The organism is Sphingomonas sp., assembly GCF_029239295.1.
Classification (GTDB): domain Bacteria; phylum Pseudomonadota; class Alphaproteobacteria; order Sphingomonadales; family Sphingomonadaceae; genus Sphingomonas.
On sequence record NZ_JAQZBC010000005.1, the window covers coordinates 1 to 21368 of the forward strand.

General features: G+C 64.8%; 29 protein-coding genes. 15 read left to right on the top strand and 14 right to left on the bottom strand.

Annotated features, from left to right (window positions below):
* Window positions 1–324: 324 nt before the first annotated feature.
* Window positions 325–600 (bottom strand): helix-turn-helix transcriptional regulator, encoded by a 276-nt coding sequence (locus K0S66_RS05890; RefSeq protein WP_366520785.1) that lies wholly within the window; start codon window positions 598–600, stop codon window positions 325–327.
* Between the two features lie 148 nt (window positions 601–748).
* On the opposite strand from K0S66_RS05890, the gene K0S66_RS05895 reads away from it, so the two are divergent.
* The 7 genes from K0S66_RS05895 to K0S66_RS05925 all read left to right on the top strand — a co-directional run bounded on the left by K0S66_RS05895 (window position 749) and on the right by K0S66_RS05925 (window position 3559).
* Entirely contained in the window at window positions 749–1123 is a 375-nt protein-coding gene (locus tag K0S66_RS05895) for a hypothetical protein (protein WP_301074303.1), read from the top strand.
* Window positions 1120–1503: a hypothetical protein gene (locus tag K0S66_RS05900; protein ID WP_301074305.1), complete on the top strand. Its 384-nt coding sequence runs from the start codon at window positions 1120–1122 to the stop codon at window positions 1501–1503. Before K0S66_RS05895 ends, K0S66_RS05900 begins: the two co-directional genes overlap by 4 nt.
* Window positions 1504–1505: 2 nt before the next feature.
* Window positions 1506–1943: a hypothetical protein gene (locus K0S66_RS05905; RefSeq protein WP_301074306.1), complete on the top strand. Its 438-nt coding sequence runs from the start codon at window positions 1506–1508 to the stop codon at window positions 1941–1943.
* A 1-nt stretch (window position 1944) separates the two neighbouring features.
* A complete protein-coding gene (locus tag K0S66_RS05910) occupies window positions 1945–2388 on the top strand; it encodes a hypothetical protein (protein WP_301074308.1) in 444 nt (147 codons plus the stop codon).
* Between the two features lie 58 nt (window positions 2389–2446).
* Window positions 2447–2629: a hypothetical protein gene (locus tag K0S66_RS05915; protein ID WP_301074310.1), complete on the top strand. Its 183-nt coding sequence runs from the start codon at window positions 2447–2449 to the stop codon at window positions 2627–2629.
* A 107-nt stretch (window positions 2630–2736) separates the two neighbouring features.
* Window positions 2737–2979: a hypothetical protein gene (locus tag K0S66_RS05920; protein WP_301074311.1), complete on the top strand. Its 243-nt coding sequence runs from the start codon at window positions 2737–2739 to the stop codon at window positions 2977–2979.
* An 85-nt stretch (window positions 2980–3064) separates the two neighbouring features.
* Window positions 3065–3559, top strand: a complete 495-nt coding sequence (locus K0S66_RS05925) for a hypothetical protein (protein WP_301074312.1) — start codon at window positions 3065–3067, stop codon at window positions 3557–3559.
* 17 nt (window positions 3560–3576) lie between these two features.
* Here the strand turns inward: K0S66_RS05925 and K0S66_RS05930 are convergent, their stop codons facing one another.
* From K0S66_RS05930 to K0S66_RS05945, 4 genes are all read right to left on the bottom strand, one after another.
* On the bottom strand, window positions 3577–4386 hold the full coding sequence (locus K0S66_RS05930; protein ID WP_301074314.1) for a DUF3037 domain-containing protein: 810 nt from the start codon (window positions 4384–4386) through the stop codon (window positions 3577–3579).
* Between the two features lie 10 nt (window positions 4387–4396).
* Window positions 4397–5164, bottom strand: a complete 768-nt coding sequence (locus tag K0S66_RS05935) for a HipA family kinase (protein ID WP_301074315.1) — start codon at window positions 5162–5164, stop codon at window positions 4397–4399.
* A 240-nt stretch (window positions 5165–5404) separates the two neighbouring features.
* Window positions 5405–6604, bottom strand: coding sequence for a hypothetical protein (locus K0S66_RS05940; RefSeq protein WP_301074317.1), 1200 nt, complete (start codon window positions 6602–6604; stop codon window positions 5405–5407).
* Between the two features lie 617 nt (window positions 6605–7221).
* Window positions 7222–7671: a (deoxy)nucleoside triphosphate pyrophosphohydrolase gene (locus K0S66_RS05945; protein ID WP_301074318.1), complete on the bottom strand. Its 450-nt coding sequence runs from the start codon at window positions 7669–7671 to the stop codon at window positions 7222–7224.
* A 40-nt stretch (window positions 7672–7711) separates the two neighbouring features.
* Between K0S66_RS05945 and K0S66_RS05950 the strand changes: the two genes are divergently transcribed.
* Together K0S66_RS05950 and K0S66_RS05955 are read left to right on the top strand one after the other, a co-directional pair.
* Complete coding sequence (locus tag K0S66_RS05950) at window positions 7712–7915, top strand: Flp family type IVb pilin (RefSeq protein ID WP_301074320.1); 204 nt, start codon at window positions 7712–7714, stop codon at window positions 7913–7915.
* 133 nt (window positions 7916–8048) lie between these two features.
* Entirely contained in the window at window positions 8049–8234 is a 186-nt protein-coding gene (locus K0S66_RS05955; RefSeq protein ID WP_301074321.1) for a Flp family type IVb pilin, read from the top strand.
* Window positions 8235–8300: 66 nt separating this feature from the next.
* Here the strand turns inward: K0S66_RS05955 and K0S66_RS05960 are convergent, their stop codons facing one another.
* From K0S66_RS05960 to K0S66_RS05975, 4 genes are read right to left on the bottom strand one after another with little or no spacing between them, the layout of a single operon-like run.
* The gene (locus K0S66_RS05960) at window positions 8301–9254 is read right to left on the bottom strand and encodes an acetyl-CoA carboxylase carboxyltransferase subunit alpha (protein ID WP_301074322.1); all 954 of its coding nucleotides are present in this window, start codon (window positions 9252–9254) and stop codon (window positions 8301–8303) included.
* A 9-nt stretch (window positions 9255–9263) separates the two neighbouring features.
* Window positions 9264–10160, bottom strand: a complete 897-nt coding sequence (locus K0S66_RS05965) for a tyrosine-type recombinase/integrase (RefSeq protein WP_301074324.1) — start codon at window positions 10158–10160, stop codon at window positions 9264–9266.
* A gap of 4 nt (window positions 10161–10164) precedes the next feature.
* A complete protein-coding gene (locus K0S66_RS05970) occupies window positions 10165–11928 on the bottom strand; it encodes a hypothetical protein (protein ID WP_301074325.1) in 1764 nt (587 codons plus the stop codon).
* Window positions 11909–12046, bottom strand: a complete 138-nt coding sequence (locus K0S66_RS05975; protein ID WP_301074326.1) for a hypothetical protein — start codon at window positions 12044–12046, stop codon at window positions 11909–11911. The genes K0S66_RS05970 and K0S66_RS05975 overlap by 20 nt, the downstream gene beginning before the upstream one ends.
* 103 nt (window positions 12047–12149) lie before the next feature.
* Between K0S66_RS05975 and K0S66_RS05980 the strand changes: the two genes are divergently transcribed.
* From K0S66_RS05980 to K0S66_RS05990, 3 genes are read left to right on the top strand one after another with little or no spacing between them, the layout of a single operon-like run.
* Complete coding sequence (locus K0S66_RS05980; RefSeq protein ID WP_301074327.1) at window positions 12150–12713, top strand: shikimate kinase; 564 nt, start codon at window positions 12150–12152, stop codon at window positions 12711–12713.
* Entirely contained in the window at window positions 12710–13810 is a 1101-nt protein-coding gene (gene aroB, locus K0S66_RS05985; protein WP_301074329.1) for a 3-dehydroquinate synthase, read from the top strand. Before K0S66_RS05980 ends, aroB begins: the two co-directional genes overlap by 4 nt.
* Window positions 13810–13950 carry a DUF2256 domain-containing protein gene (locus K0S66_RS05990; protein WP_301074331.1) on the top strand — a complete coding sequence of 47 codons (141 nt, stop codon included), beginning with the start codon at window positions 13810–13812 and terminating at the stop codon, window positions 13948–13950. Before aroB ends, K0S66_RS05990 begins: the two co-directional genes overlap by 1 nt.
* A gap of 54 nt (window positions 13951–14004) precedes the next feature.
* Here the strand turns inward: K0S66_RS05990 and K0S66_RS05995 are convergent, their stop codons facing one another.
* The 5 genes from K0S66_RS05995 to radA all read right to left on the bottom strand — a co-directional run bounded on the left by K0S66_RS05995 (window position 14005) and on the right by radA (window position 18564).
* Complete coding sequence (locus K0S66_RS05995; protein WP_136450682.1) at window positions 14005–14337, bottom strand: DUF423 domain-containing protein; 333 nt, start codon at window positions 14335–14337, stop codon at window positions 14005–14007.
* On the bottom strand, window positions 14334–16097 hold the full coding sequence (locus tag K0S66_RS06000; protein ID WP_301074335.1) for a cation:proton antiporter: 1764 nt from the start codon (window positions 16095–16097) through the stop codon (window positions 14334–14336). Before K0S66_RS06000 ends, K0S66_RS05995 begins: the two co-directional genes overlap by 4 nt.
* Window positions 16097–16552, bottom strand: a complete 456-nt coding sequence (locus K0S66_RS06005; RefSeq protein WP_301074337.1) for an iron-sulfur cluster assembly scaffold protein — start codon at window positions 16550–16552, stop codon at window positions 16097–16099. Before K0S66_RS06005 ends, K0S66_RS06000 begins: the two co-directional genes overlap by 1 nt.
* A complete protein-coding gene (locus K0S66_RS06010; protein ID WP_301074338.1) occupies window positions 16549–17124 on the bottom strand; it encodes a CvpA family protein in 576 nt (191 codons plus the stop codon). Before K0S66_RS06010 ends, K0S66_RS06005 begins: the two co-directional genes overlap by 4 nt.
* A gap of 66 nt (window positions 17125–17190) precedes the next feature.
* Window positions 17191–18564, bottom strand: coding sequence for a DNA repair protein RadA (gene radA / locus K0S66_RS06015; RefSeq protein ID WP_301074339.1), 1374 nt, complete (start codon window positions 18562–18564; stop codon window positions 17191–17193).
* An 89-nt stretch (window positions 18565–18653) separates the two neighbouring features.
* Between radA and K0S66_RS06020 the strand changes: the two genes are divergently transcribed.
* The 3 genes from K0S66_RS06020 to aat all read left to right on the top strand — a co-directional run bounded on the left by K0S66_RS06020 (window position 18654) and on the right by aat (window position 21337).
* Window positions 18654–19991, top strand: coding sequence for a type VI secretion protein ImpB (locus K0S66_RS06020; protein ID WP_301074341.1), 1338 nt, complete (start codon window positions 18654–18656; stop codon window positions 19989–19991).
* A gap of 116 nt (window positions 19992–20107) precedes the next feature.
* Window positions 20108–20491: a hypothetical protein gene (locus K0S66_RS06025; RefSeq protein ID WP_301074342.1), complete on the top strand. Its 384-nt coding sequence runs from the start codon at window positions 20108–20110 to the stop codon at window positions 20489–20491.
* Window positions 20492–20557: 66 nt separating this feature from the next.
* Window positions 20558–21337, top strand: coding sequence for a leucyl/phenylalanyl-tRNA--protein transferase (gene aat / locus K0S66_RS06030; protein ID WP_301074343.1), 780 nt, complete (start codon window positions 20558–20560; stop codon window positions 21335–21337).
* Window positions 21338–21368: the final 31 nt, after the last annotated feature.

The following is a 21368-nucleotide window of genomic DNA, read 5'->3' on the forward strand; positions in this document are numbered from 1 at the left end:
GATGATCTGCTCCTCGCTGAACCTGGTCTTCTTCACGTCCGTCTCCTCACGAAGGCGGACTCTAGCTCAAACTGGCAGAGTTTCAGGGGAGCACGTCAGGGAATATTGTCCGGCTAGTGGCGCGAAGAGGCAATAACCCCCTCGAACAACTTGCTAAAGTTTTTCGGGATCGAAGAGCCAAGAGCCCGACATAGCGAATTCACTATGCGAAATCGCTATGCGAAATCGCTATGCTTAGTAGCGGTTTCGCTTGGAAGGCGGCGAGCTGGCGGCGTCATAATGTAGAAACGTCAGCTCGCCACCACGCGAGGCGCCTCACAATCTTCAACTGTTCGCGTCATCCTGCGACGGATCATTCCGAGCGAGCCGAACTCCCGCACCTGCCAAACCTCGACCAGCTTTGATCGTGGATCCTGGCGCGATGAACTCAACTCCGCCACGCTCCAGTGCACTGCGCATGGTCTCGATACTGTCCGACTGGACCACAGAGCCAGCCTCAAATCGAGCAACAGTTGCGTACCCAATGCCGGCTTCTCGGGCGAGGTCTGCTGCCGACCACTTTAGGGCGGCGCGAGCCATGCGGCATTGCTCTGCTGTCATTGATAGACTTTATCTCAGCGAGGCTATTGCAACAAGCGAAGAGAGATGATAGAGACTCTATCACTTCGAAGCCGAAGCGACCGAACGAGAGGCGTAGGACCCTCCCGCCCGGTCTGACCTTAACCACCTGATTGAGAGGTGATTGGCTATGCATACCGTAGCGGCCGACGCACGTCCGGCCAAGTCCGCCCCCGCACATACCGCGGCCCTGCTGAAGGCCGCCGCAGAGCACAACTCCAACCCCGCTTACATGGCTGCCGGGTATCCGAAGGTAGCATCCTTTCGCGCCTTCATCCCCGCGGCATGCGGCGAGATCGTGGTCGAATTCACCGCGACCCCCGGCGAGGAGCTGGAGCGCCTGGTTGCGATCGATGCCCGCGCTCGCCACGCAGCGCGTGACCCCGGCACCATCCGGATCGAGCGCATCGCGCCGGAGCCCCGCCCCATCCCTACGATCGTCCTCGACCTGACCACGATTCTGATTGCAGATGTTCGCCGTCTGTATGCGGAGGGCCGGGCATGACGCACATGACCGAGACCAGCCGCCGAGCCCTTCTCGCCCGCGCGGGATTGGCGAGCGTAGCACTGATCGCGCCAGCAGCAGCCGCAAACACCGGCGCCGTCAGCGCCGAATGGACACAGGCCGTCGCCGATTGGCACGCTGCCCACGCTACCGTGATGCAATACAACGCAGTGCCCGGCGGTGTGGACGATGACCTGATGGATCAGGCGACCAGCAGGGAGGGCGATGCCGCCTATCGGCTCGCCGCACTGCCGGCTCCCGACCGGGCCGGCGTCGGTATCAAGCTCAACGCGCTGCTCGACTTCCTGGAAGGCTGCACCATCGACATCGCGACGCTGCGCATGATCGCCGCTGACGCCATTCGTTCAGGGGAGGCATGAACATGGCCACGACCCCAATTCGCAACTTGGCCCTGATGCTGGACACAGTACGCGAGCGGCAGGAAGCGCTCGACGCCGCGGAAAAGCGCAACGATCTTTCGCACGTCGAATGGGCGCCCGCGTCGCGTGTGTGGAGCCGGCAGCAGCAGGCGCTGTCGTGTGCGATCATCGCCGAACCCCCGCAGACCTTTGACGACGTGCTTGCCGTGCTGACCGAACTCGCCGGCTGGCATGACCTGATCATGGGGCAAGGTGAGGACGCCACTGATCGCGAGCTCCGCGACCTTCACGAGATGACCGGGGTCGCTGTTGCCAACTGCACCCAGCGCTTGGCCGGCCTGTTCCGTCCGGACGAGGAGCCAACCGAGGCGCAACATAGCTCCCTCTCCTGCGTGTCCAAGCAGGTGGAGCAATGGCTTCCCAAGCAGGAGGGCCGCTGACATGTCACCGGCAAGTCCCCGCTTCCTCACGCGAGCCGACATCAACGGCCAGCCGGTCTCGTTTTTCTCCCCGCCGCCCACCGCGCCTGACTTTCCGTGGGTCGATGTCGAGGAGCTGTCTGCGGCCTTCCTTGATGCCAACGCCGCGAAAAGGATGGTGCAGCACGCCCACAACTTCGACCGCGACAGTCGGCCGGTGGCGACCGCGCGCAATGGTGGCAAGATCAGCACCATCATCCCTCATGCGTTAGCGCAGGGGCTGTGTGGTGCGATTGATCAATGGACCGGCTTCGTCGCGCAGGACGAGGACGACACTGGCCCCGCATATGATGCATATTGCCGGGCTGCCGGGCACGCTATGGCCGATCATTGGCCGCTTGAGCTCGACCAGCTCATCCACGCGCTCCATAATCCCGGTGGCCCCTTCATGAAGGGAGACCGCTGACATGGCGACGCGTTGCCTCGCACAGCAAGCAGATGCCTTCGACCCGACCGTTTGGCTGATGGCTCTCACTTCAATCGGCGGAGGCTATGCGCTTATCGCAGACCGGCGGCTCGCGTTGCTGGTGGACGGCTGCGACGACGACGAGCTTGCCTTTGTCATGTCGCAGGTGATCGGCCAGCCCGAGCGGCAAGAAGCGATCAAGTGGGCGATCGAGCAGCGCCAGTTCGGGGAGGCTGCGTGATGGGCCACCTCCCTCATTGGTCGCCTAAGCACCGTCGCCCGACCGGACCGTGGGTGCGCCGCCGCACCAGGTGTTGGGTTCGGACCAACCAAGTTGGGCATGCTGGCATGCTGTTCGCCAAGATCCCTTCCCTCCCCCGCGCCGAGCTGTCCCGGCTAACCGAGCGGATGATCGATCGCATGGACGAGATCGACGGCGAGGCAGACTTAGAGGCGGATGGCGACGAGCTGGACGGCTCGATGGCCGAGGACGAGTTTTGCCGCCAGAGCGCCAATTGGCTTGGCTACCCGGGCGGCCTGGATGACGCAGAGGACGGTCACGATCAGGAGATGGAGGACGCTTACGATTAGTCCAGCACCATGGGAGCCGTCGTCGCCGCCGGCCTTGGCCCACACTGCCCCTGCTCGACGTGATCGGGTGGGGGCGTTCACGCGTGTGCATCGCTTCGCTGACAGCCATGCGGTGTCCGCACAATACGGCGCCGACTGGTGGATCCCGATTTACCGCCAGCTCTTCCCCACGCTCATGTCTGCGGTTGCCATCGAGCACGACGGCTGGGCACAGCGAGCGGGCATTGATCGTCTGCTAACCCTAGCGTGCGGTCGCACGTTCACGGTCGACGAGAAGATCCGCACCGAGGACTGGCCCGACGTGCTGCTCGAGCGCTGGTCGGACGAGCGGCGCAAGTCGCCTGGTTGGGTGCAGAAGCCGCTAGCCTGCGACTTCATCGCCTATGCACATGCGCCGGCGGCCACTTGCGTCCTGCTACCCGTGCCAGCGCTTCAGCGAGCTTGGCGCCAGCATGGGCGGCAGTGGATCGGGCTGTATGGTCAGCGTCGTGCAAAGAACGCAGGGTACACGTCAGTTAGCGTCCCCGTACCACGCGGCGTGCTGATGCAGGCTATCGTTGAGGCGATGTTTGTTAGCTAGCCACAAACGTCGCAGAACTAGCGACGCAATTTCCGATGCTCTTCTGCATTATCAAGGATGTCATTAAGTAACGGACGCATGTCGTCGAGGCGATGAAGGCGGACATGGGAGGCATCGAACTGCTCCTTGACCGCGTGATAGAATGCGTTCGGCTGCTGCGAGAAATCGCCAACTACGACGAGGCGCTTGCATTGACCTTGCTCGAAATGTCGCCAGATCAAACCACCTTCCATGGAGCGCTTGCCCGCCTCACGAAGTCCGTCACTGACATTGGATGGCACTCGCATCCCATCGATCAGGTTGTAGCAGCCGTTTTGATACCCGTACGGCACGCTCACCTTCAAGCCGTATTCCGGGAGATCAACCTCTTCAGGGCTCTCAAGGAACTGTTCGACCTTATGCTTCCTGAATGCGTCCCGTAACTTCCGGCGAACCCGAGGCTCGCGAACGACGGGGTCCTCCTCACCTACGAGTTCATCAAAAAGCCGATCAAAGTCGGCTTCAGCATCGCTCACTTGGACGGGCAACAGCCTAGAGACACGGATGTCGTTCGCGCGCTTCTGAACAAACTCTTCAAAGCCAGCGCCCGTCGGTGAACGCCACAACTCACTCCGCAGCCGACTCTCAAATGAGTGCTTAATGGCGTTCAGATATGACTTCGGCTGTCGTCCGAACACTCGATCAATGCGCGAATGTCCGCGAGCAAACCGCACCCCCACAAAGTGAAGGCCCGGGACGATCAGGACAAGCCCGATGTTCAGAAATTCCAGGCGCTCGGGCACTGGGCAGAACTGAACAAGGGCATATTTCCCTTGATGATGCTCCATTCCCATGTTCCTAAACGCTCATCTGCAACTGCGGCACCAGCCGGGCAAAAAGATACTCTTCAACCCGTTTGCCGCGCTCAATCAACAACTCTGCCCATCGTGCACGCGTCCCTGTGCCGGGACCCCATGCCAACGGGACGGACCCGATTATCGCCATGATTGCCCCCGCGTCAACGCGGGTGATCTGGAGGCAGGCACGCCGAAGGGCTCGCTCATTCAACATAGGAATGAATTCGGGAAATGCCCCATATATTCGCTCATCCTCCACGAATCCCGGCCCGGCCAACCCAGCCTCAAGATCCTCCTCGACGAAACAGTGCGTGTGATCGAACACTACCATCTCGAACCGTCGCTTAGATGGGGTGAAGAATAGGTTATCCCATTTAGGGGTGGGGTCGAGGTAGTCGGGCGGCGGGCATCGATCGACGTTCCTCACCCAAGTGTCGAACGCGACGAGCAAGGCAACGTCTTGGGGATTCGCGAGACGTTGCAGGAATGTGCCACCTGGATCGCTGGGAGCGCCGACCAACGCCTTAGACGCGAACGCCGGACCGCGATGCATAGGGTGCCCGTTGATCATATCGATCGAAAGATCGAGAACCTGGACGATAGCAAAAGGCGGGATTGTAAGTCCGATCAGCGCTGCCAACTCGGTTCCAACGAGCTCCAGTGCAAGGCTTTCGTTACCTTGTGGATTGCCCATCCCCTTTATGAAGGCGGCGCCGGCGTCGGTAACAACTCGAACGACACAGGTACTACTCAGAATCGGTTCGATCACACGCGTAATAACGGTCGGCTGCCACTCCCCTCCGCAACTTAGCATCAGCGCCCCCTCAATGGACCGCATGTTGGGCAGAAGTCAGCTTTTGTCCAGCAGCGCGCGTGAGGCGTGACCAAGACAAAGATATTCGCCAGGTGCTCGGGCCGGGCGCTTACTTGGGACGTCCGGCAGCAGCCCAATGCGAACCTCTACGCATGGCGCCAAAGCGGGCCGAACTGAACGTCCGCCATACCGTTTCTACAAGCCGTATGCGGTAGCGGCGTTCCGCATCATCTGGCTTACCCCTACTTTTATTTGCTCGTCGATGTCGTCAGGTCTGCTGAGGACGAAGTCATGCTCCGCGCGATCTTCGAGCGCCCCGGGCCCTCGACCGTATCCGCCGACGCCGCGTGGCCATCGACTGCCTTCGAGACCGACAAGACCGAGCCTGACATGGATGGAACCCGATCCGCCTAGCGAGCGACACAGTTGATAGTGGTGGGCTATCCAAGTGATCCAGCGCTCAACCGCATACTCGGTCGCAAAAATATCGCCTTCAGAGCTCGATCCCACGAACCGACCGTCGATACCCCAGAACTCGCCTGTGTCTCTGAACCAGCGGGTGCCGGTACTGCTCACGTGCTCTCGTTCAATCTTTTCGCTCCAGCGGGTGACCAGAAAGCCGCCGGCGGCAGCTCCCCAACTCATGCCGCCTACGCGACCGAGCGGTATCGGACGGCTGTTATCACGGTCGAAGCGGGCGAGCGCGCTTGGCGAACTGGACCACTTTGTCGGGAGCAAGCGTGCGTAGCCGGCAGGATTACTCTCGAAGGCAAGGTGGATGGTTTCCTCGTCCATATTAACTTGGACCACGCCGCCGCGCCATATCGCGGGAAATGTTGGATCAGGTGTCTGCCAAGGCAAAGGCGTTGGCGGCTCAGCGGGCAGACTTGCGAGCGCAAGCCGAAGCGCATGCTCCAGATCCTTCTGCAGCCCGTCACGCACAGCGCGCAACTCTTCTCGGTCTGCACCGACCGCAAGCGCGAACTCGATAGGTTTCCGACGCTGACGCATATCAAACGGTAGATCCTCGACCGTCGCGCCTGTAAGAGCGGTATTCCAAACTTGAATGACGCGGCTAAGCCTAAGCGCCCGTTTGGCGTAGCCAAGCTCGATCAGTACGTTGGGGTTGGCAACATGCTTGCCCGAGCCACTGACGGCGATTGGCGTCACGTCCGCCACGAACACGGCGGCTGCATCAATTTTCTCAAGGATCGCAGCAACAATGTCCGGAGACCCGGGAACATCCTTCGTGTCGTGGTCAATGTCCGGGCGCTCAGCCTCTTCAAACTCAGCCTGAAGGTTGCTCAACGCTCGTTGGAGCGCCGCCTTGATCACGTCTCGAGTTTCGCGTGCAGGCTGGTCGCTTTGCCAAGACCAGAACACCTTTCGCGCCACGGGCTTGCTCCTCAAGCTGTTGAAAATGTCCCTTGATGCTCGCTCGCACTTCCCGCGGGATTTCATCCAGGAATGAGAGAGGGGTAGCATGTAGCTCTCCTGCTCCCAACTCGAAGGATCTAGTGGCCTGGTATCGCGGCCAGCCAAATTTCCCGCGCTGGGCGAACGGCACGTGCCTTCTGCCCGGCGCAGTGTGGCATTCGTGTGTAACCATGCCTGGAATTACACGGAACGTTCCGGTATGTTCTCAGCCTAGAACGACCGAGGAACACGTTGCGTTCTCAGCATCTTACGGTGCTTTCGGAACCGTCCGGGACGTTACGCTTAGGGACTGCAAATCCTTGCACCCGGGTTCGATTCCCGGTCGGGCCTCCAGCGTGGAAATCCCAGATTACATGATCCTGGTCGCTCCAGTTTGGCGCACTCTGAGCGTCGCTGGCTGCCGCGAAATGCGATAAATGCGGAAGCGACGGGCTTGGCAACCGGTCCGCTGCACCATCCCATGATCCGGAGGCCTCATGCGCATCATCGAAGGCGATTCTGACTGGCTGGTGCGGTCGCACCACTGGCACGCTGATGATGCTCTGACCCCCTAAGACCGTGCGATACCAAAACGGTTAAAACGAACGATCAGTGCGAGACAGTCGCCGCAGAGCCATCAGCGCGGCGACAAGCGGTTCATCGGCGGGTGGCATGGGCAATTCAGCCAGCTCATCGACGGTCACCCAACGAATGGCAGGTGCTTCGAGGGCCTCCGGTGTGCCCTGCCAACGGTCCGCACGGTAAAGCAGCAGGATCATCGGCCGGTCGCCGGCGATGCCGCGCGAAAAGGTGATGGGAAGGCAATCAGCCGGATCGACAGCGATCCCCAGCTCTTCCGCCAGTTCGCGCGCGAGAGCTACCTCCGGTGTTTCACCAACTTCAACCTTGCCGCCCGGAAACTCCCACAACCCACCATGATGCTTTGCCGCGGGGCGCTGCTGCACCAGAATACGGCCATTTGGCGTCATCAGCGCCGCCGCCACCACCAACATGGGCCAGCTGTGCACGCTGCGCGAACTTGGCATGTCGACCTTTCGTTAACGCTGCTGTGCGATCAGCATCGCCATGCACCGAGGGTTCCAAGCGATCAAACGCGCAGTCGCCGCATTCTTGCGGCTGGCGAGCGATCAGCGCGGCGCCACGGCGGTCGAATACGGACTGATCGTCGCGTTGATCGTGATCGTTATGATCGTGACCTTCGTCGGCGTGGCGGATGTGACGACCGGCATGTGGAACGACGTCAGCGATCGCGTCAGCACCGCCCGTTGATCCGAACCGATCCGGCAGCACGGCCCTTAAATGTTTTTCAACCTGGTGTCCCTATTTGCTGGGGACACCGGAACGGGGGGCACCTTCATCCGGTCGGGTGACTGAAGCTTTAGACAACCACTGGAGATCGAACATGCAGAAGATGCGCACCTTCCTGAAGAATTCCAAGGGCGCCACCGCGATCGAGTACGGCCTGATCGCCGCGCTGATCGCCGTTGCCGCCATCGCCGCGATGGGCACGCTGGGCAATCAGCTGAAGTCGACCTTCAAGAATGTCGAAACGAAGATGACGACTACGGATAATCCGAAGGCATCGTAAACGAGCCTTTGCCGTTGAAGAGAGAGGGCGGCGAGCTTCGGCTCGCCGCCCTCTCTGTGTCTCACGTCAGCTGAGGATGCGGCCCATGGCGAGGAACTTCTCGCGCCGGTCTCGCCGCAGGGCGTCTGCGTCGAGCCCTTGCAACTCGCCCAGCGAAGCCTCGATGGCATCGCCCAACGCGCCGATTGCGGCCGAGGGGCCGCGGTGCGCGCCGCCCAGCGGCTCCGGCACGATCGTGTCGATCACACCCAGCTCCTTCAAGTCCTGCGCCGTGACCTTCATCGCCTCTGCGGCATCGGGCGCCTTGTCTGCCGTCCGCCACAGGATTGACGCGCAGCCTTCGGGCGAGATCACCGAATAGACCGCGTGTTCGAACATCAACACCCGGTTGCCGCTGGCCAAGGCGACCGCGCCACCTGAGCCACCCTCCCCCACCACTGCGGAGACGAAGGGCACACCGGCGGCAAGGCACGCCTCGGTTGACCGGGCGATCGCCTCCGCCTGACCACGTTCCTCGGCCTGAAGTCCGGGGAACGCACCCGACGTATCGACGAGGGTAACGATCGGCAGATTGAAGCGATCGGCCAGCGAGATCAGGCGCACTGCCTTGCGGTACCCCTCAGGCTTACCCATGCCGAAATTGTGGCGAAGGCGGGACGTGGTGTCGTCGCCCTTCTCATGCCCCATCACCAGCACGCGTCGACCACGAAAGTTGGCGAAACCGCCGAGGATCGCCTGATCATCACCAAAGGCGCGATCGCCAGCGAGCGGGATGAATTCGTCGAACAGGCCGGCGACATAATGTTTGAAATGCGGACGCTCGGGATGACGAGCAACCTGAGTCTTCTGCCACGGCGTCAGCTTGGAAAATGTTTCCTTCAGCAGCCGATCTGATTTCGCCTGCAGCTTCGCCACCTCGGCGGCGATGTCGACGCCGCCCTCAGCACCGGTATCGCGCAATTCGTCGATCCGGGCCTGCAGTTCAGCAATGGGTTTTTCGAAGTCGAGGAAAGTCGGCATCGCGCCGAGCTAGGCGCGCGGTTTCGCCACGTCAACGAGCGGGTGACGTTCGTTGACCAATGCGACGAGTCGAGCCCGATCGACATGGGTGTAAATCTCGGTGGTGGCAATGTCGGCATGCCCGAGCATTGCCTGTAATGCGCGAAGGTCTGCCCCACCCTCCAGCAAATGGGTGGCGAACGCATGGCGAAGGACGTGGGGACTGATCCGATCGGGCGGAATACCCGCCTCAGCACCGAGCGCGCGAATGATCTGGAACAGCCGCACGCGCGAAATGTGCGCGACGCCCGAGGGAAACAGGAACTTGTCGTCAGGCGCGACATGATCGCGCCACGCCGCCACCGCCGCGCGGGCGCGATCGGAGATAGGCACCAGACGTTCCTTCCCGCCCTTCCCCTTCAAGATGATGAATGGCCGATCGGGATGGATGGCGTTGCGCGGCAATGAAACGAGCTCGGTCGCGCGCAGTCCAGAACCGTATAGCAGTTCAAGCAAGGCGGCGTTGCGCAGGTCAGCCGGCAGCGGTGGATCGCGCGCGAGTCGGGCGGCGACCGCCCCGAACAGGCGATCTACATCATCGTGGCTTAGCGTACGCGGAAGCGACCGGCGGCTTCCGGGCTGCGGAAGCGCGGCGCCTGGATCATCTGCGCGCAGCCCTTCCTCGGCGAGAAAGGCGAAGAAGCGTCGAAGCGCCGACGCCTTGCGAGACACGGTCGCACGCGCGAGGCCCGACCAGCCTGCGCCAAGCTGAGCGATCGCTTCGGCATCTGCCTCGGCCAAGCGGCCACCAAGCGCCTCCGACGCGAGCGACAAATCGCTGCGATAGGCAGAGATGGTGTTGCGCGCGGCACCCGATTGCGCCGCCATCATCTCCAGAAAGCGATCGATCAGGGCAGCGTCGCCCATCTGATCAGACCCGCGTGAGCGCCTCTACGGCGATCATCCGAGCCTCGCCGTCCAGCCCTACCGCGCGCAGCGCGGCGACGATGCGATACAATGCCGCCGGTGGCACGGCCTGCCAGGAACCCGCCTGCATGCCGATACCCGCCAGCAGCAGCACGGTAGCAGGCTGGCGATCGCGAACCGCGCGATCGAGCGCGCGAGTCCAGCTGTTTTCCAGGCCGATCGGCACGCTTAGCGATTCTGCGCCGCCTTCGATCTCCTGCGCAGAGAGGCGACCGAGGCCGGCGAGGCCAGCGAAGAACAACTGCCGCTTCAGCGTTGCATTGCCGCTTCCGGTGTAATTGGTGACCGCGCCATAGCCCAAGCGGCTGCGGGCATCTGGATCGGACAGTTCCAGCAACGCCCAGGCATCACCACCGTCGTCCACCTGCCCGCGCCAGCGCTGCGCCGTCCGGTCGAGACCTGCCGATAGCATCGAGGCCACGATCCGGTTTGCTTCCTCGCGACCATCAACCGGTCGGATCCGCGCGGCGGCGCGCGCCGTCAGGATCAGCCGCGCATAGCGGCCCCGCGGGGTTTCCGCGCCGTCCCATAGCTGCCGCAGCGCGCCGAGGCGCGTGGCGACGTCAGCGCCGACATAGGCCGATCGCAAATCGGAGGCGATTGCTCCCAGTGGAGCCGGGGTGTCCTCGCCAGCGTCGAGCGCGGCGTAGAGATCAACCAGTGCTGCGTTGGACAAAACACCCATCGCCGCTGCGGTCTCAGCCGCTGCCGCACGATCAGCGATCGGAATCGCCGGCGACAGCGCGCGCCAGCCAGTCACCTGCGGCCCTACCGTTTCATACAGCTGGTTCGGCACGGCGACACCGGTTGCCGTGGCGAGGCCGAAGCGCCACGCCGTGAGCTGCACAACCGGATCCCACTCGATGGTCACCGCCTGCCGGCTACCGAGGCCCGCACCGACCACTTTCCGGGCAAGCGCCAGATCGATCCCGCTGGCCACGCGCTGACGCCGGGCAGCATCGATCAATGAACGTCCACCGCCCTCCTCGTTCGCGAGCGACGCGCACATCGCGCGGGCCAGGATCCAGCCGCGCGCCCGATCGCTCGGATCCGCCGCGAGCGTGCACAGCCCGCCCGGATCACCATTGGCAAGCATCGCCTGCATCGCGACCTGTTCGTATTTTGGCGTCGCGTTCATCGCGTCGACGCTTTCGATCACGCTGCGGGCCGCGACCGAGTCGCCCATCCGCAGCAGCAGCCAGGCGCGCTCGGCGGCAAAATCGGCACCGTTCAGGCCTGCCGGGGTATCCACTTTCGACACGAGCGCACGGCGCAGCGCGATCGAGAGCCAGCGCGACGGCAACGGCGCGGACAGCCGCCGCATCAATCCCTGAAGAAAGCCGCCGTCCGCCGACCCGAACGCATCCGGCGCGACACCGCCCTCGGCACGGCCGATCGGGCCAACGACCGAGAGGGAGCGGCGGGCGAAGAGCGGCATTTCGTAACGGGCGAGTTCTGCCTCGCTCGGCGGGGTGGGCGTAGGTGTTGGAGAGGGGCTGACCTCCGGCACGGGCAGGTCAAGCGGCGCCTGAGGCAGGGGCTGAACCGTCTGGTTACTGGGGGCCTGCGCAGGAGGCGGCGCAACCGGCTCGCCAAAGCCGGGCGGCAAGAGTGATTCGGGCGCCTGAGCGTTCTGCGCTACCGCCGCTGCTGCCAATGATCCTGCTGCGGCCAACGCCGCAAGCAGTCTAACCCGCGAGGTTGCCAAGCTCGACCGCCTTCTCGACACGCGTGGTGGGCTGCTCCGTCGCGCTGCCCGCGAGGAAGAACAACCCGCCGACCACGACGACCAGAAGTACTACCAGCGAGACGATCAACCGCGACATGTTCCACACCCTGTACGACGCCAGCAAAACTCGCCAGCGTCGAGCCTAACCTTCCGCGAGCCTTGTGCCCGGGGCGCCGACGCGCTGTATAGCCCGCAGACCCATGTTGCAAAGCCCCGCCCCACCGAACCGCGATCGCAAGAGCCGCTGGCAACGTGAACCGATCGTGCTGGTCGGGCTGATGGGCGTGGGCAAGTCGACCGTTGGCAAGCGGCTGGCGCAGCGGCTTGGCCTGCCGTTCGTCGATGCCGACAACGCGATCGAGGAAGCGGCGGGCATGTCGGTCGCCGAAATTTTCGCGCAGTTCGGTGAGCCGTATTTTAGGGACGGAGAGCGGCGCGTGATCCAGCGTCTGATCGATGGACGGCCGAAGGTGATCGCGACGGGCGGCGGCGCCTTCATCAATGAGGCGACACGCGCCTTGATCCTGTCCGACGCCTTGTCCGTATGGCTGGATGCCGACATCGATGTGCTGGTCGACCGCGTGCGCCGGCGTGACACCCGGCCGCTGTTGCGCGGCAAGGATCCCGCCAAGGTGCTGAGGGAGCTCGCTGCGGTGCGCAACCCGCTCTATGCGCAGGCAAACATCCATGTGACGAGCAACAATGCGCCGCACGAGGCAACGGTGCGCGCGATCCTGAAAGCGATTGGACACGGGACGGCATGACGATTGTGCAGGTGGCGCTGGGGACGCGCAGCTACGACGTAGTGATCGAGGCAGGATTGCTGGCGCGGGCGGGCGACCACCTCGCGCCACTGGTTGGTGGCCGCCGCGTGCCGATCGTCGCGGACGCGAACGTCGCGCCGCATCTCGCCACGCTGCGATCCTCGCTGAACGCAGCGGGAATCGAAAGCGAGGCGATCATCATCCCGGCAGGCGAGAAGTCCAAGAGCTGGGCCACGCTGGAATCGCTGACCGACCAGTTGCTGGCGATGGGCGTCGAGCGCGGCGATCATGTCGTGGCGCTGGGCGGCGGTGTGATCGGTGACCTGGTCGGCTTCGCCACCGCAATCCTGAAACGTGGGTGCGGCTTCGTGCAGATTCCGACGACGCTGCTGGCGCAGGTCGATTCGTCGGTTGGCGGCAAGACGGGGATCAACACGCGGGCGGGCAAGAATCTGGTCGGCGCGTTTCACCAGCCGAAGGTCGTGCTGATCGACCCGTCAGTGCTCGACACGCTTCCCCCTCGGGAATTGCGCGCTGGCTATGCCGAAGTCGTCAAATACGGGCTGATTGACGATGCCGACTTCTTCGCCTGGTGCGAGGCCAATGGCGAGAAGCTTCTCGCCGGCGATGCTGCTGCACGCGAATATGCCATCGCGCACTCGGTGGCAGCCAAGGCGCGGATCGTGGGCGAGGACGAGCTCGAGACGCTGGGTCGCCGGGCGCTGCTGAACCTGGGCCACACCTTTGGTCATGCCTTGGAGGCGGAGGCGCGGTTTTCCGATCGGTTGCTGCATGGTGAGGCGGTGGCGGCGGGGTGTGCGCTGGCATTCGGCTATTCTGCGGCGCACGGCCTGTGCCCGATCGAGGACGCGGTGCGGGTGGTGGCGCATTGGCAGGCGGCGGGGCTGCCGAGCGGGCTGGCGGCGGCGGGGATCGATGCGCCGGCCGAGCGGCTGATCGAGCATATGCGCCACGACAAGAAGGCAAGTGGCGGAAATATCCCGTTTCTTTTGGCCCGCGGGATCGGCCAGACCTACCTCGACAAGCAGGTGTCGCTGGACGATGTGCGCGAATTCCTGGCGATCCAGCCGCGCTGATGCCCAACGGCGTCGACAAGCGCGACCTGCCGACCAAGACCTGTCCGGTGTGCCAGCGGCCGTTCAGCTGGCGCAAGAAATGGGCGCGTGACTGGGAAAGCGTGGTCTATTGTTCGGCCGCGTGCCGGCAGAAGAAGTGATGCCGCCGGCCTGTCTTCGGAGACATTTGGCCACGCCCGCGCGGCCGCTGGCCATCAGCCGCGAAGGCCAGCCCAGGCGAGCCACAGCCAGCCAGCAATCAGCAAGGTGCCGCCAATCGGCGTGATCGCCCCGAGCCAACGCGGCGCGCCCATCGCCATCAGGTAGAGCGTGCCGGCGAAGATCGCGGCGCCGACGACGAACAGCCAGCCGGGACCGCGCAGGTCGAGCCGAAGCGCCACCAAGGCGGCGACCGCGTGGATCAGCTGATACTGGCCGCCGGTGCGCAGCCATTCGGCTGCCTGACCGCTGGCGCCATGCGCGCCAAAGGCCCCCGCACCCACCGCGAGCGCGCCCGACAGACCCGCCAGAACCATCAGCCAGTTCATGTGTCGTTCCCCCTGCCCCATGGCTGCTGCGCGGCGACCATCGCGCGCGCGGCGTAGATGTCGCCCGCCTCCAGCTGGATCCTGAGCCGCTCGCGATCGCTGGCGCGGTACATCGCCTCCGACCGATCGATCTCGCTGCGATCGATGCCCAGATCCGCCATCGCGCCGCGCGCCATCTTCACCGCGGATTCGAGCACTTCGCGCACCACCAGCTTGGCCGGGCTGCCCTTCAGCTTGATCAGCATGCGGCGATCATAGGCACGCACGTAGATCGCCGCATTCGGAAATGCCTCATGCACGGATTCCACCACTTCGGGCGTGACCTGTTCGTCGTCGATGCAGAACAGGATCAGCTCCGCCTCCGCCGCGCCTGCCTGACGCAAGAGATCGAGGCGCGTGCCATCGCCGTAATAGACCTTCGCACCAAATTGCCCGGCGATGTCGATCATCTCGATATCGGTGTCGATCAACGTGACCGGTATGTCCTGCGTCAGCAGCATCTGGCCGACCGTCTGGCCGAAGCGGCCATAGCCGACGATCACCGCATTGGCCCCCTCCGCCTTTGGCCCTTCGCGTTCCTGCGCGACGATCGGCGTTTCGCGCAGCCGCCGCGTCGCGCCCATCAGGAACGGGGTGGTGGCCATCGAGAGCGTCACGATCGCGCCGAAGAGCGATGCCGCCTCGGGCGCGATCAGATACGCCTTGGTCGCCTGCGCGAACAGCACGAAACCGAATTCGCCGCCCTGGCTGAGCAGCACGCCGAGCCCCAGCGCGGACCGCCAGTTCATCTTGAACAGCATGCCGATGCCGAAGATCACCAGCGTCTTGGTGGCGATCAGCGCAAGCGCCATGAACACGACGAAGAACGGCCGTTCCGCGATCGCGGTCAGGTTCAGCATCATGCCGATGGTGAGGAAGAACAGGCCGAGCAGGATCGAGCGGAAGGGATCGACGTCCGCCTCCAGTTCGTGCCGATAGGGGCTGTCCGCCAGCATCACGCCAGCGACGAACGCACCGAGCGCGGTCGAAAGGCCAAGCGCCTCCATCAAGGCGGCGCTGGCGATGACGGTGAACAGTGCGGCAAAGACGAACATCTCGCGTTCGCCCATGTTGCCAATCCCGCGGAACAATGGACGCAGGAGGAAGCGCCCGGCGGCGATCAGCCCGGCGACGGCGGCAAAGGTATATACGATCAGCAGCCAGCCCGGCGGCCCACCCGCATCGGCGGGATTGCGGCTCAAGGCAGCGATGATCGTGATCAGCGGGATGATCGAGAGATCCTGGAACAGCAGGATCGAAAAGGCACGCTCGCCAAAAGGAGTGCGCAGCCGGCCGGAGGATTGCAGCAGCGGCAGCACCTGCGCCGTCGACGACAGCGCCAGCGGCAGGCCGAGCGCCAGCGCGGCGGGAAGCGAGAAATGGGCGAATACCGCGATGATGGCGCTGATCGCGATGCCGCAGATCACCACCTGCAACAGGCCGAGGCCGAAGATATCCTGCTTCAGCTTCCACAGGCGCGACGGTTTGAGTTCAAGCCCGACGACGAACAGGAGCAATGTGATGCCGAGTTCGGCGACGCCCAGCTTCTCGTCAGCGCCGCCGACCAGCCCCAGGACGTGCGGGCCGACAACGGCGCCCGCAACGAGATAACCCAGCGTGGCACCCAGGCCGAGCCGCCGGAACAGCAGAACGAAACCAAGCCCGGCCCCCAGCAGGATCACCCCGTCGCGAAGCAGTGATCCGGTGGCGCCGTGTTCCATCAGTTCCTCGCGGCTGCGTCTTGTGACTTGATCTTGGCTTGCGCCTCAGCCGCCGCCTCAGCCGCCGCTTCGAACGCTAGGCGGATCGAGGCGTGGCGGGCGTGATAATCGAGTGCGGGTGTCAGCACGTCCAGCCCCGGCCATTCGGGCACGTTTCCCGAGCCGCCGAGCCAGCCGGTGAGCGAATCGCGCGCGGCCGCCAGTTCCTCCGGCGAACGGCCGACGATCTGCGCTGCGAGCAACGAGGACGATGCCTGGCCGAGCGCGCAGGCGCGCACCAGCATCCCGGCCTCACTCACTCGCCCGTCAGGACCGAGATTGACGTCGACAGTGACCCGGCTGCCGCAAATCGGCGAGCGTTTCTCGCTGCTGCCCATCGGATCGGACAACCGCTCGTCAATCGGATTGTCAGTCGCGAGGCGAAGGATGGCATCATTGTAGAGCGTATCGCTCATGCCGGCGTCCTGCTGCTGGAGGGGGCGGGGGTCCCACCGCCGAAGGGGCCATCGGGGCCGAAAACCGGCTCTCCCCGGCGACGGCGATCAACGAAATCGGCGATCGCGGCGCTGGTGGCGTTGAGCAGCGGATAGGTGCGCGCTTCCTTCATCCACAACGGGCGGCTGCGCGGCCCGCCGCCGATCGTGTCGAGCACAAGCAGGGCGAGAAGAAAGGCGAGGCTGGCGAGGATCAGCCCCTTGAGCGCGCCAAAGCCGAAGCCGATCGCGCGATCGACCGGGCCGATCACCGATTTGCGCACCCGATCGCCCAACGCGCGCGCGACGACGCGCCCGAGAAAATAGGTGATGCCGCCCAGAATGACGAAGGCCAGCGCCGCGGCGCCCGACGGGGTGCCGATCGGGCCGGTCAGCGCCTTTGCCACCGGCAGATGGAAGATCTTGATCGCGAAGACGACCGCTACCCAGGCGAACAGCGCCAGCACCTCGGTCACGAACCCGCGCTTCAGCCCCAGCAGCGCGCTGCCGCCAACAGCGGTCAGCACCGCGATATCGAGTCCGTTCAGGTTCATTGCCGCTTATCTAGGGTCCGCCGGTTGCAACGTCACCCAGCCAAGTCGGCGGGGCGATGGCGCCCCTTAGCCCCGGCCGAGAAGATGATCCACCAGCCGCGCGAGCGTCGGAAACCCGGACAGCCGCATCGGCGCCTTTTCCTTGGCCAGCGCCGCGGGCACGAGCGCCTGGCCGAAGCCGAGCTTCGCCCCTTCCTTCAGCCGCAGCGCGGCGTGGGCGACGCTGCGCACCTCGCCCGACAGCGCCACTTCGCCAAAGGCGATCGCGTCGGTCGGCACCGGCCGTTCCGACAAGGCGGACACGAGCGCGGCGGCGACCGCCATGTCGGCGGCGGGATCCTGCACGCGGTAGCCGCCGGCGACATTCAGATAGACCTCAGCCGAGGAGAAACTGAGCCCGCAGCGCGCCTCCAGCACGGCGAGGATCATCGCCAGCCGGCCGCTGTCCCAGCCCACAACCGCACGGCGGGGCGTGGCGCCGCTGGCAAGCCGGACGACGAGCGCCTGGATTTCGACCAGCACCGGGCGGGTCCCCTCCAGCGCGGGGAAGACGACCGTGCCGGTCACGCCCTCGTCACGCTGCGTCAGGAACAGCGAGGACGGGTTCGACACCTCGGTCAGCCCCTCCGCCTGCATCGCAAAGACGCCGATTTCATCGGTGCCACCGAAGCGGTTCTTGATCGCGCGCAGGATGCGATATTGATGGCTTCGCTCGCCCTCAAAGCTGAGCACGGTATCGACCATATGTTCGAGCACGCGCGGGCCGGCGATGGTGCCGTCCTTCGTCACATGGCCGACCAGCACCAGCGCGGTGCCGCGTTCCTTGGCGAAACGGATCAGTTCCTGCGCGGAGGCGCGCACCTGGCTGACGGTGCCGGGCGCGCCCTCGATCAGATCGGAATGCATCGTCTGGATCGAGTCGATCACCAGCAATTCGGGCGGGCGGCCGCTGCCGAGCGTGGTGAGAATGTCACGGACCGAGGTGGCCGAGGCGAGCCGCACCGGCGCATCCCCCAGGCCCAGGCGACGCGCGCGGAGCCGGACCTGATCGGCCGCCTCCTCCCCCGAGACATAGGCGACATCAGCGCCGGCGAGCGCCATTAGCGCGGCGGCCTGCAGCAGCAGGGTGGATTTGCCGATGCCGGGATCACCACCGATCAGCGTCGCGCTGCCCTCCACAAAGCCGCCGCCCAATGCGCGGTCGAGCTCCGCAATGCCGCTGGCGCGGCGTGCCGGCAGCGGCACTTCGGCATCGAGCGCGACCATCGTGACGGCACGGCCGCCGCCCTGCAGATTGTGCTTCGCCTGAAACGGCGTGACGATTGCCGGCGTCTCCTCGACCAGCGTGTTCCATTCGGAACAGTCGACGCATTGCCCCTGCCAGCGGGAGGCGACCGACCCGCAGGCCTGACAGACAAAGCGCTTCTGGATCTTAGCCATCTGTTTTCCGGGATCGCGGGAGCATCGCGCACGTCCTATCGCGAGAACAACTAGAGAACAATCCCGCACTTCGGTATCATGGGGGTGCCATGATGCCGGCTGAGTCGCCCCTTCCCCCGATCGAACCGCCGGGCGACCTGCTGGCGCTGCCGCCGCGGCCGCTGCGGTGGCTGTTCCTCGACCTCAATTCCTATTTCGCCAGCGTCGAGCAGCAATTGCAGCCTTCGCTGCGGGGGCGACCGGTGATCGTCGCGCCGGTGGGGAGCGACACGACGGTGGCGATCGCCGCATCGATCGAGGCGAAGCGGTTCGGCATCACCACGGGCACGCCGGTGTGGGAGGCAAAGCAGCGGTGCCCTGACGTAGTCGTCACCCCGGCGCGGCACCGCCGCTATGTCGAGTTTCACGACGCGATCGTGGCCGAGATCTGGCGGCACATTCCGGTGACTCGGGTGTGCTCGATCGACGAGGTGGCGTGCCGATTGCTCGACAATGAGAATAGTCGCGACGCGGCGATGGCGCTGGCGCGGCGGATCAAGGCGGGGATCCGGGCGCGGGTGGGCGATTGCCTGACCTCATCGGTGGGGATCGCGCCCAACCGGCTGCTGGCGAAGCTCGCCTCCGACCTGCAGAAACCGGACGGGCTGGTGGTGTTCGAGGACAGGGATCTGCCGCACGCGCTGTACCGGCTGAAGCTGACCGATATTGCGGGGATCGGCGCGAAGATGGAGCGGCGGCTGGCGCGCGACGGGGTGAACGATATCGCCCAGTTATGCGCGCGGCGGCCGCGCGATGCCGGCCACGCCTGGGGCGGCACCGACGGCGACCGGCTTTGGTACCTGCTGCATGGCGTCGACTTGCCGGAAAAGCCGACGCAGAGCCGGACAATCGGGCACAGCCATGTGCTGTCGCCGGGCAAGCGTGGCTATGAACCGGCACGGCTGACCGCGCGCAGGCTGGCGCTGAAGGCGGCGAGCCGGCTGCGGCGCAAGGGCTATCGCGCGCGGCTGCTGGTGCTTCACGTCCGGTTCGAGGATGACAAGAGCGCGTGGCGCACGTCGATCCGACTGCCCGAGACGCAGGACAGCTTCGTCGTGCTCGACCGGCTCGATGCGCTGTTCCCACGGTTGCGCGAGGCGGGCCGGGAGCGGCCGGGCGGGTTCCGGCTGCGCATGATCGGCGTGACGCTGGCCGAAATCGCGCCGGTGGCGGGCGAGCAGGCAAGCCTGTTCGCGCACCTCGACCCCACCGACCCGCTGGCGCGCGAGACGCGCGGGCTGGCGCTGAGCCGCGCGATGGACCGGATCAACCAGCGGTTCGGCCGCCATGCGGTATCGCTGGGGCCGCTCGGCGGCGGTCGGGCAGACCGCGTGGGCAGCAAGATCGCCTTTGGCCGAATCCCCGAACTGGACGAATTCCATGAGTGAAAGCGCGCCCGAGGCGATGATCCTTCCGTTGCGGCCGCTTTTCTCGAAATAAAGTATCACGGCTTATCGCCTTTGCCTTGACGCTATGTGCTGCATGCGCGAAGTCGCTGGCCGCTATGAAGAGCCCCTTCCTTTTCGCCACCGCGGCGCTCCTCGCGCTCGCTGCCTGCAATTCCGAACCGTCCGCGCCGGAAGTGCTCGATTCCAACCCCGATCCCATGGCGCGTGAACTCGCCAACGCCGGCGCGATCGAGCTGCCGCCGTCGATCAAGGCCGAAAAGTCGATGCGCTGCGACGACAACAGCCTGGCCTATGTGACCTTCTTCGAAGGCGACAAGCAGGTCCTGCTGCGGACCGCAAAGGATGGCCCGGCGACGACGCTGACCGCCGCCAATGGCGGCGAGCCGCTGACCGCAGAGGGCGGCTGGAAGCTGACCGGCGACACGAAGAACGTGACGATCGAGCAGCCGGGCAAGAAGCCGCTGAGCTGCCACGAATAACAACCGCATGATCGGCCGCCGCCCCTTTGCAGGAGCGGCGGCGACTTTCTATCTACCGCGTCGACCATGACGCGCCACCGCCCCTTCGAAATCCTCGACCCCGCGACCGTACTCGGCGCTTATGCGGTCGGCGTATTCCCGATGGCCGACGCGCGCGACGCCCCGGGCGTCTATTGGGTGGAGCCGCGGCACCGCGCGATCCTGCCGCTGGAGCAATTCCACCTGTCACGATCGCTGCGCCGGACGCTCCGATCCGAACGCTTCCGGCTGACCAGCGACACCGCCTTTGCCCGCATCATCGCGCTGTGCGCGGAAGCGGCGACCGATCGCCCGGAAACCTGGATCAACCCGTCGATCGAGCGGGTCTTTCTGGAGCTGCACGAGGCCGGTTTCGCGCACTCGATCGAATGCTGGGAGGGCGACGAGCTGGTCGGCGGGCTGTACGGCTTGGCGCTGGGGCGTGCATTCTTCGGCGAAAGCATGGTGAGCCGGGCAACCGACGCATCGAAGGCGGCGCTAGCTGCGCTGGTGGCGCGGCTACGCTATGGCGGGTTCACCCTGCTCGACTGCCAGTTCATGACCGACCACCTCGCCTCGCTGGGCGCGGTGGAGATCGATCGCGACGATTATATCGGGTTGCTGGGGGTCGCGCTGGCCGATGTGCTGGGCGCGGCGGGCGCAGATGGTGCGGGCGTGGCGGCGGGGGCGGCAGGTGTCGCCGCCGGCGAACTGCCCTCAGTCGACGCGCCGGCGGACTTCCGCGCGGTCGATGGCGCCGCGAGGACATCGGTATCCGGCCCCTTGTCAGGGAAGGACATCGTGCAGCTCTTGGGCCAGACGTCATAGATCGGATGCTGGACGACGTTCAGCGCCGGCC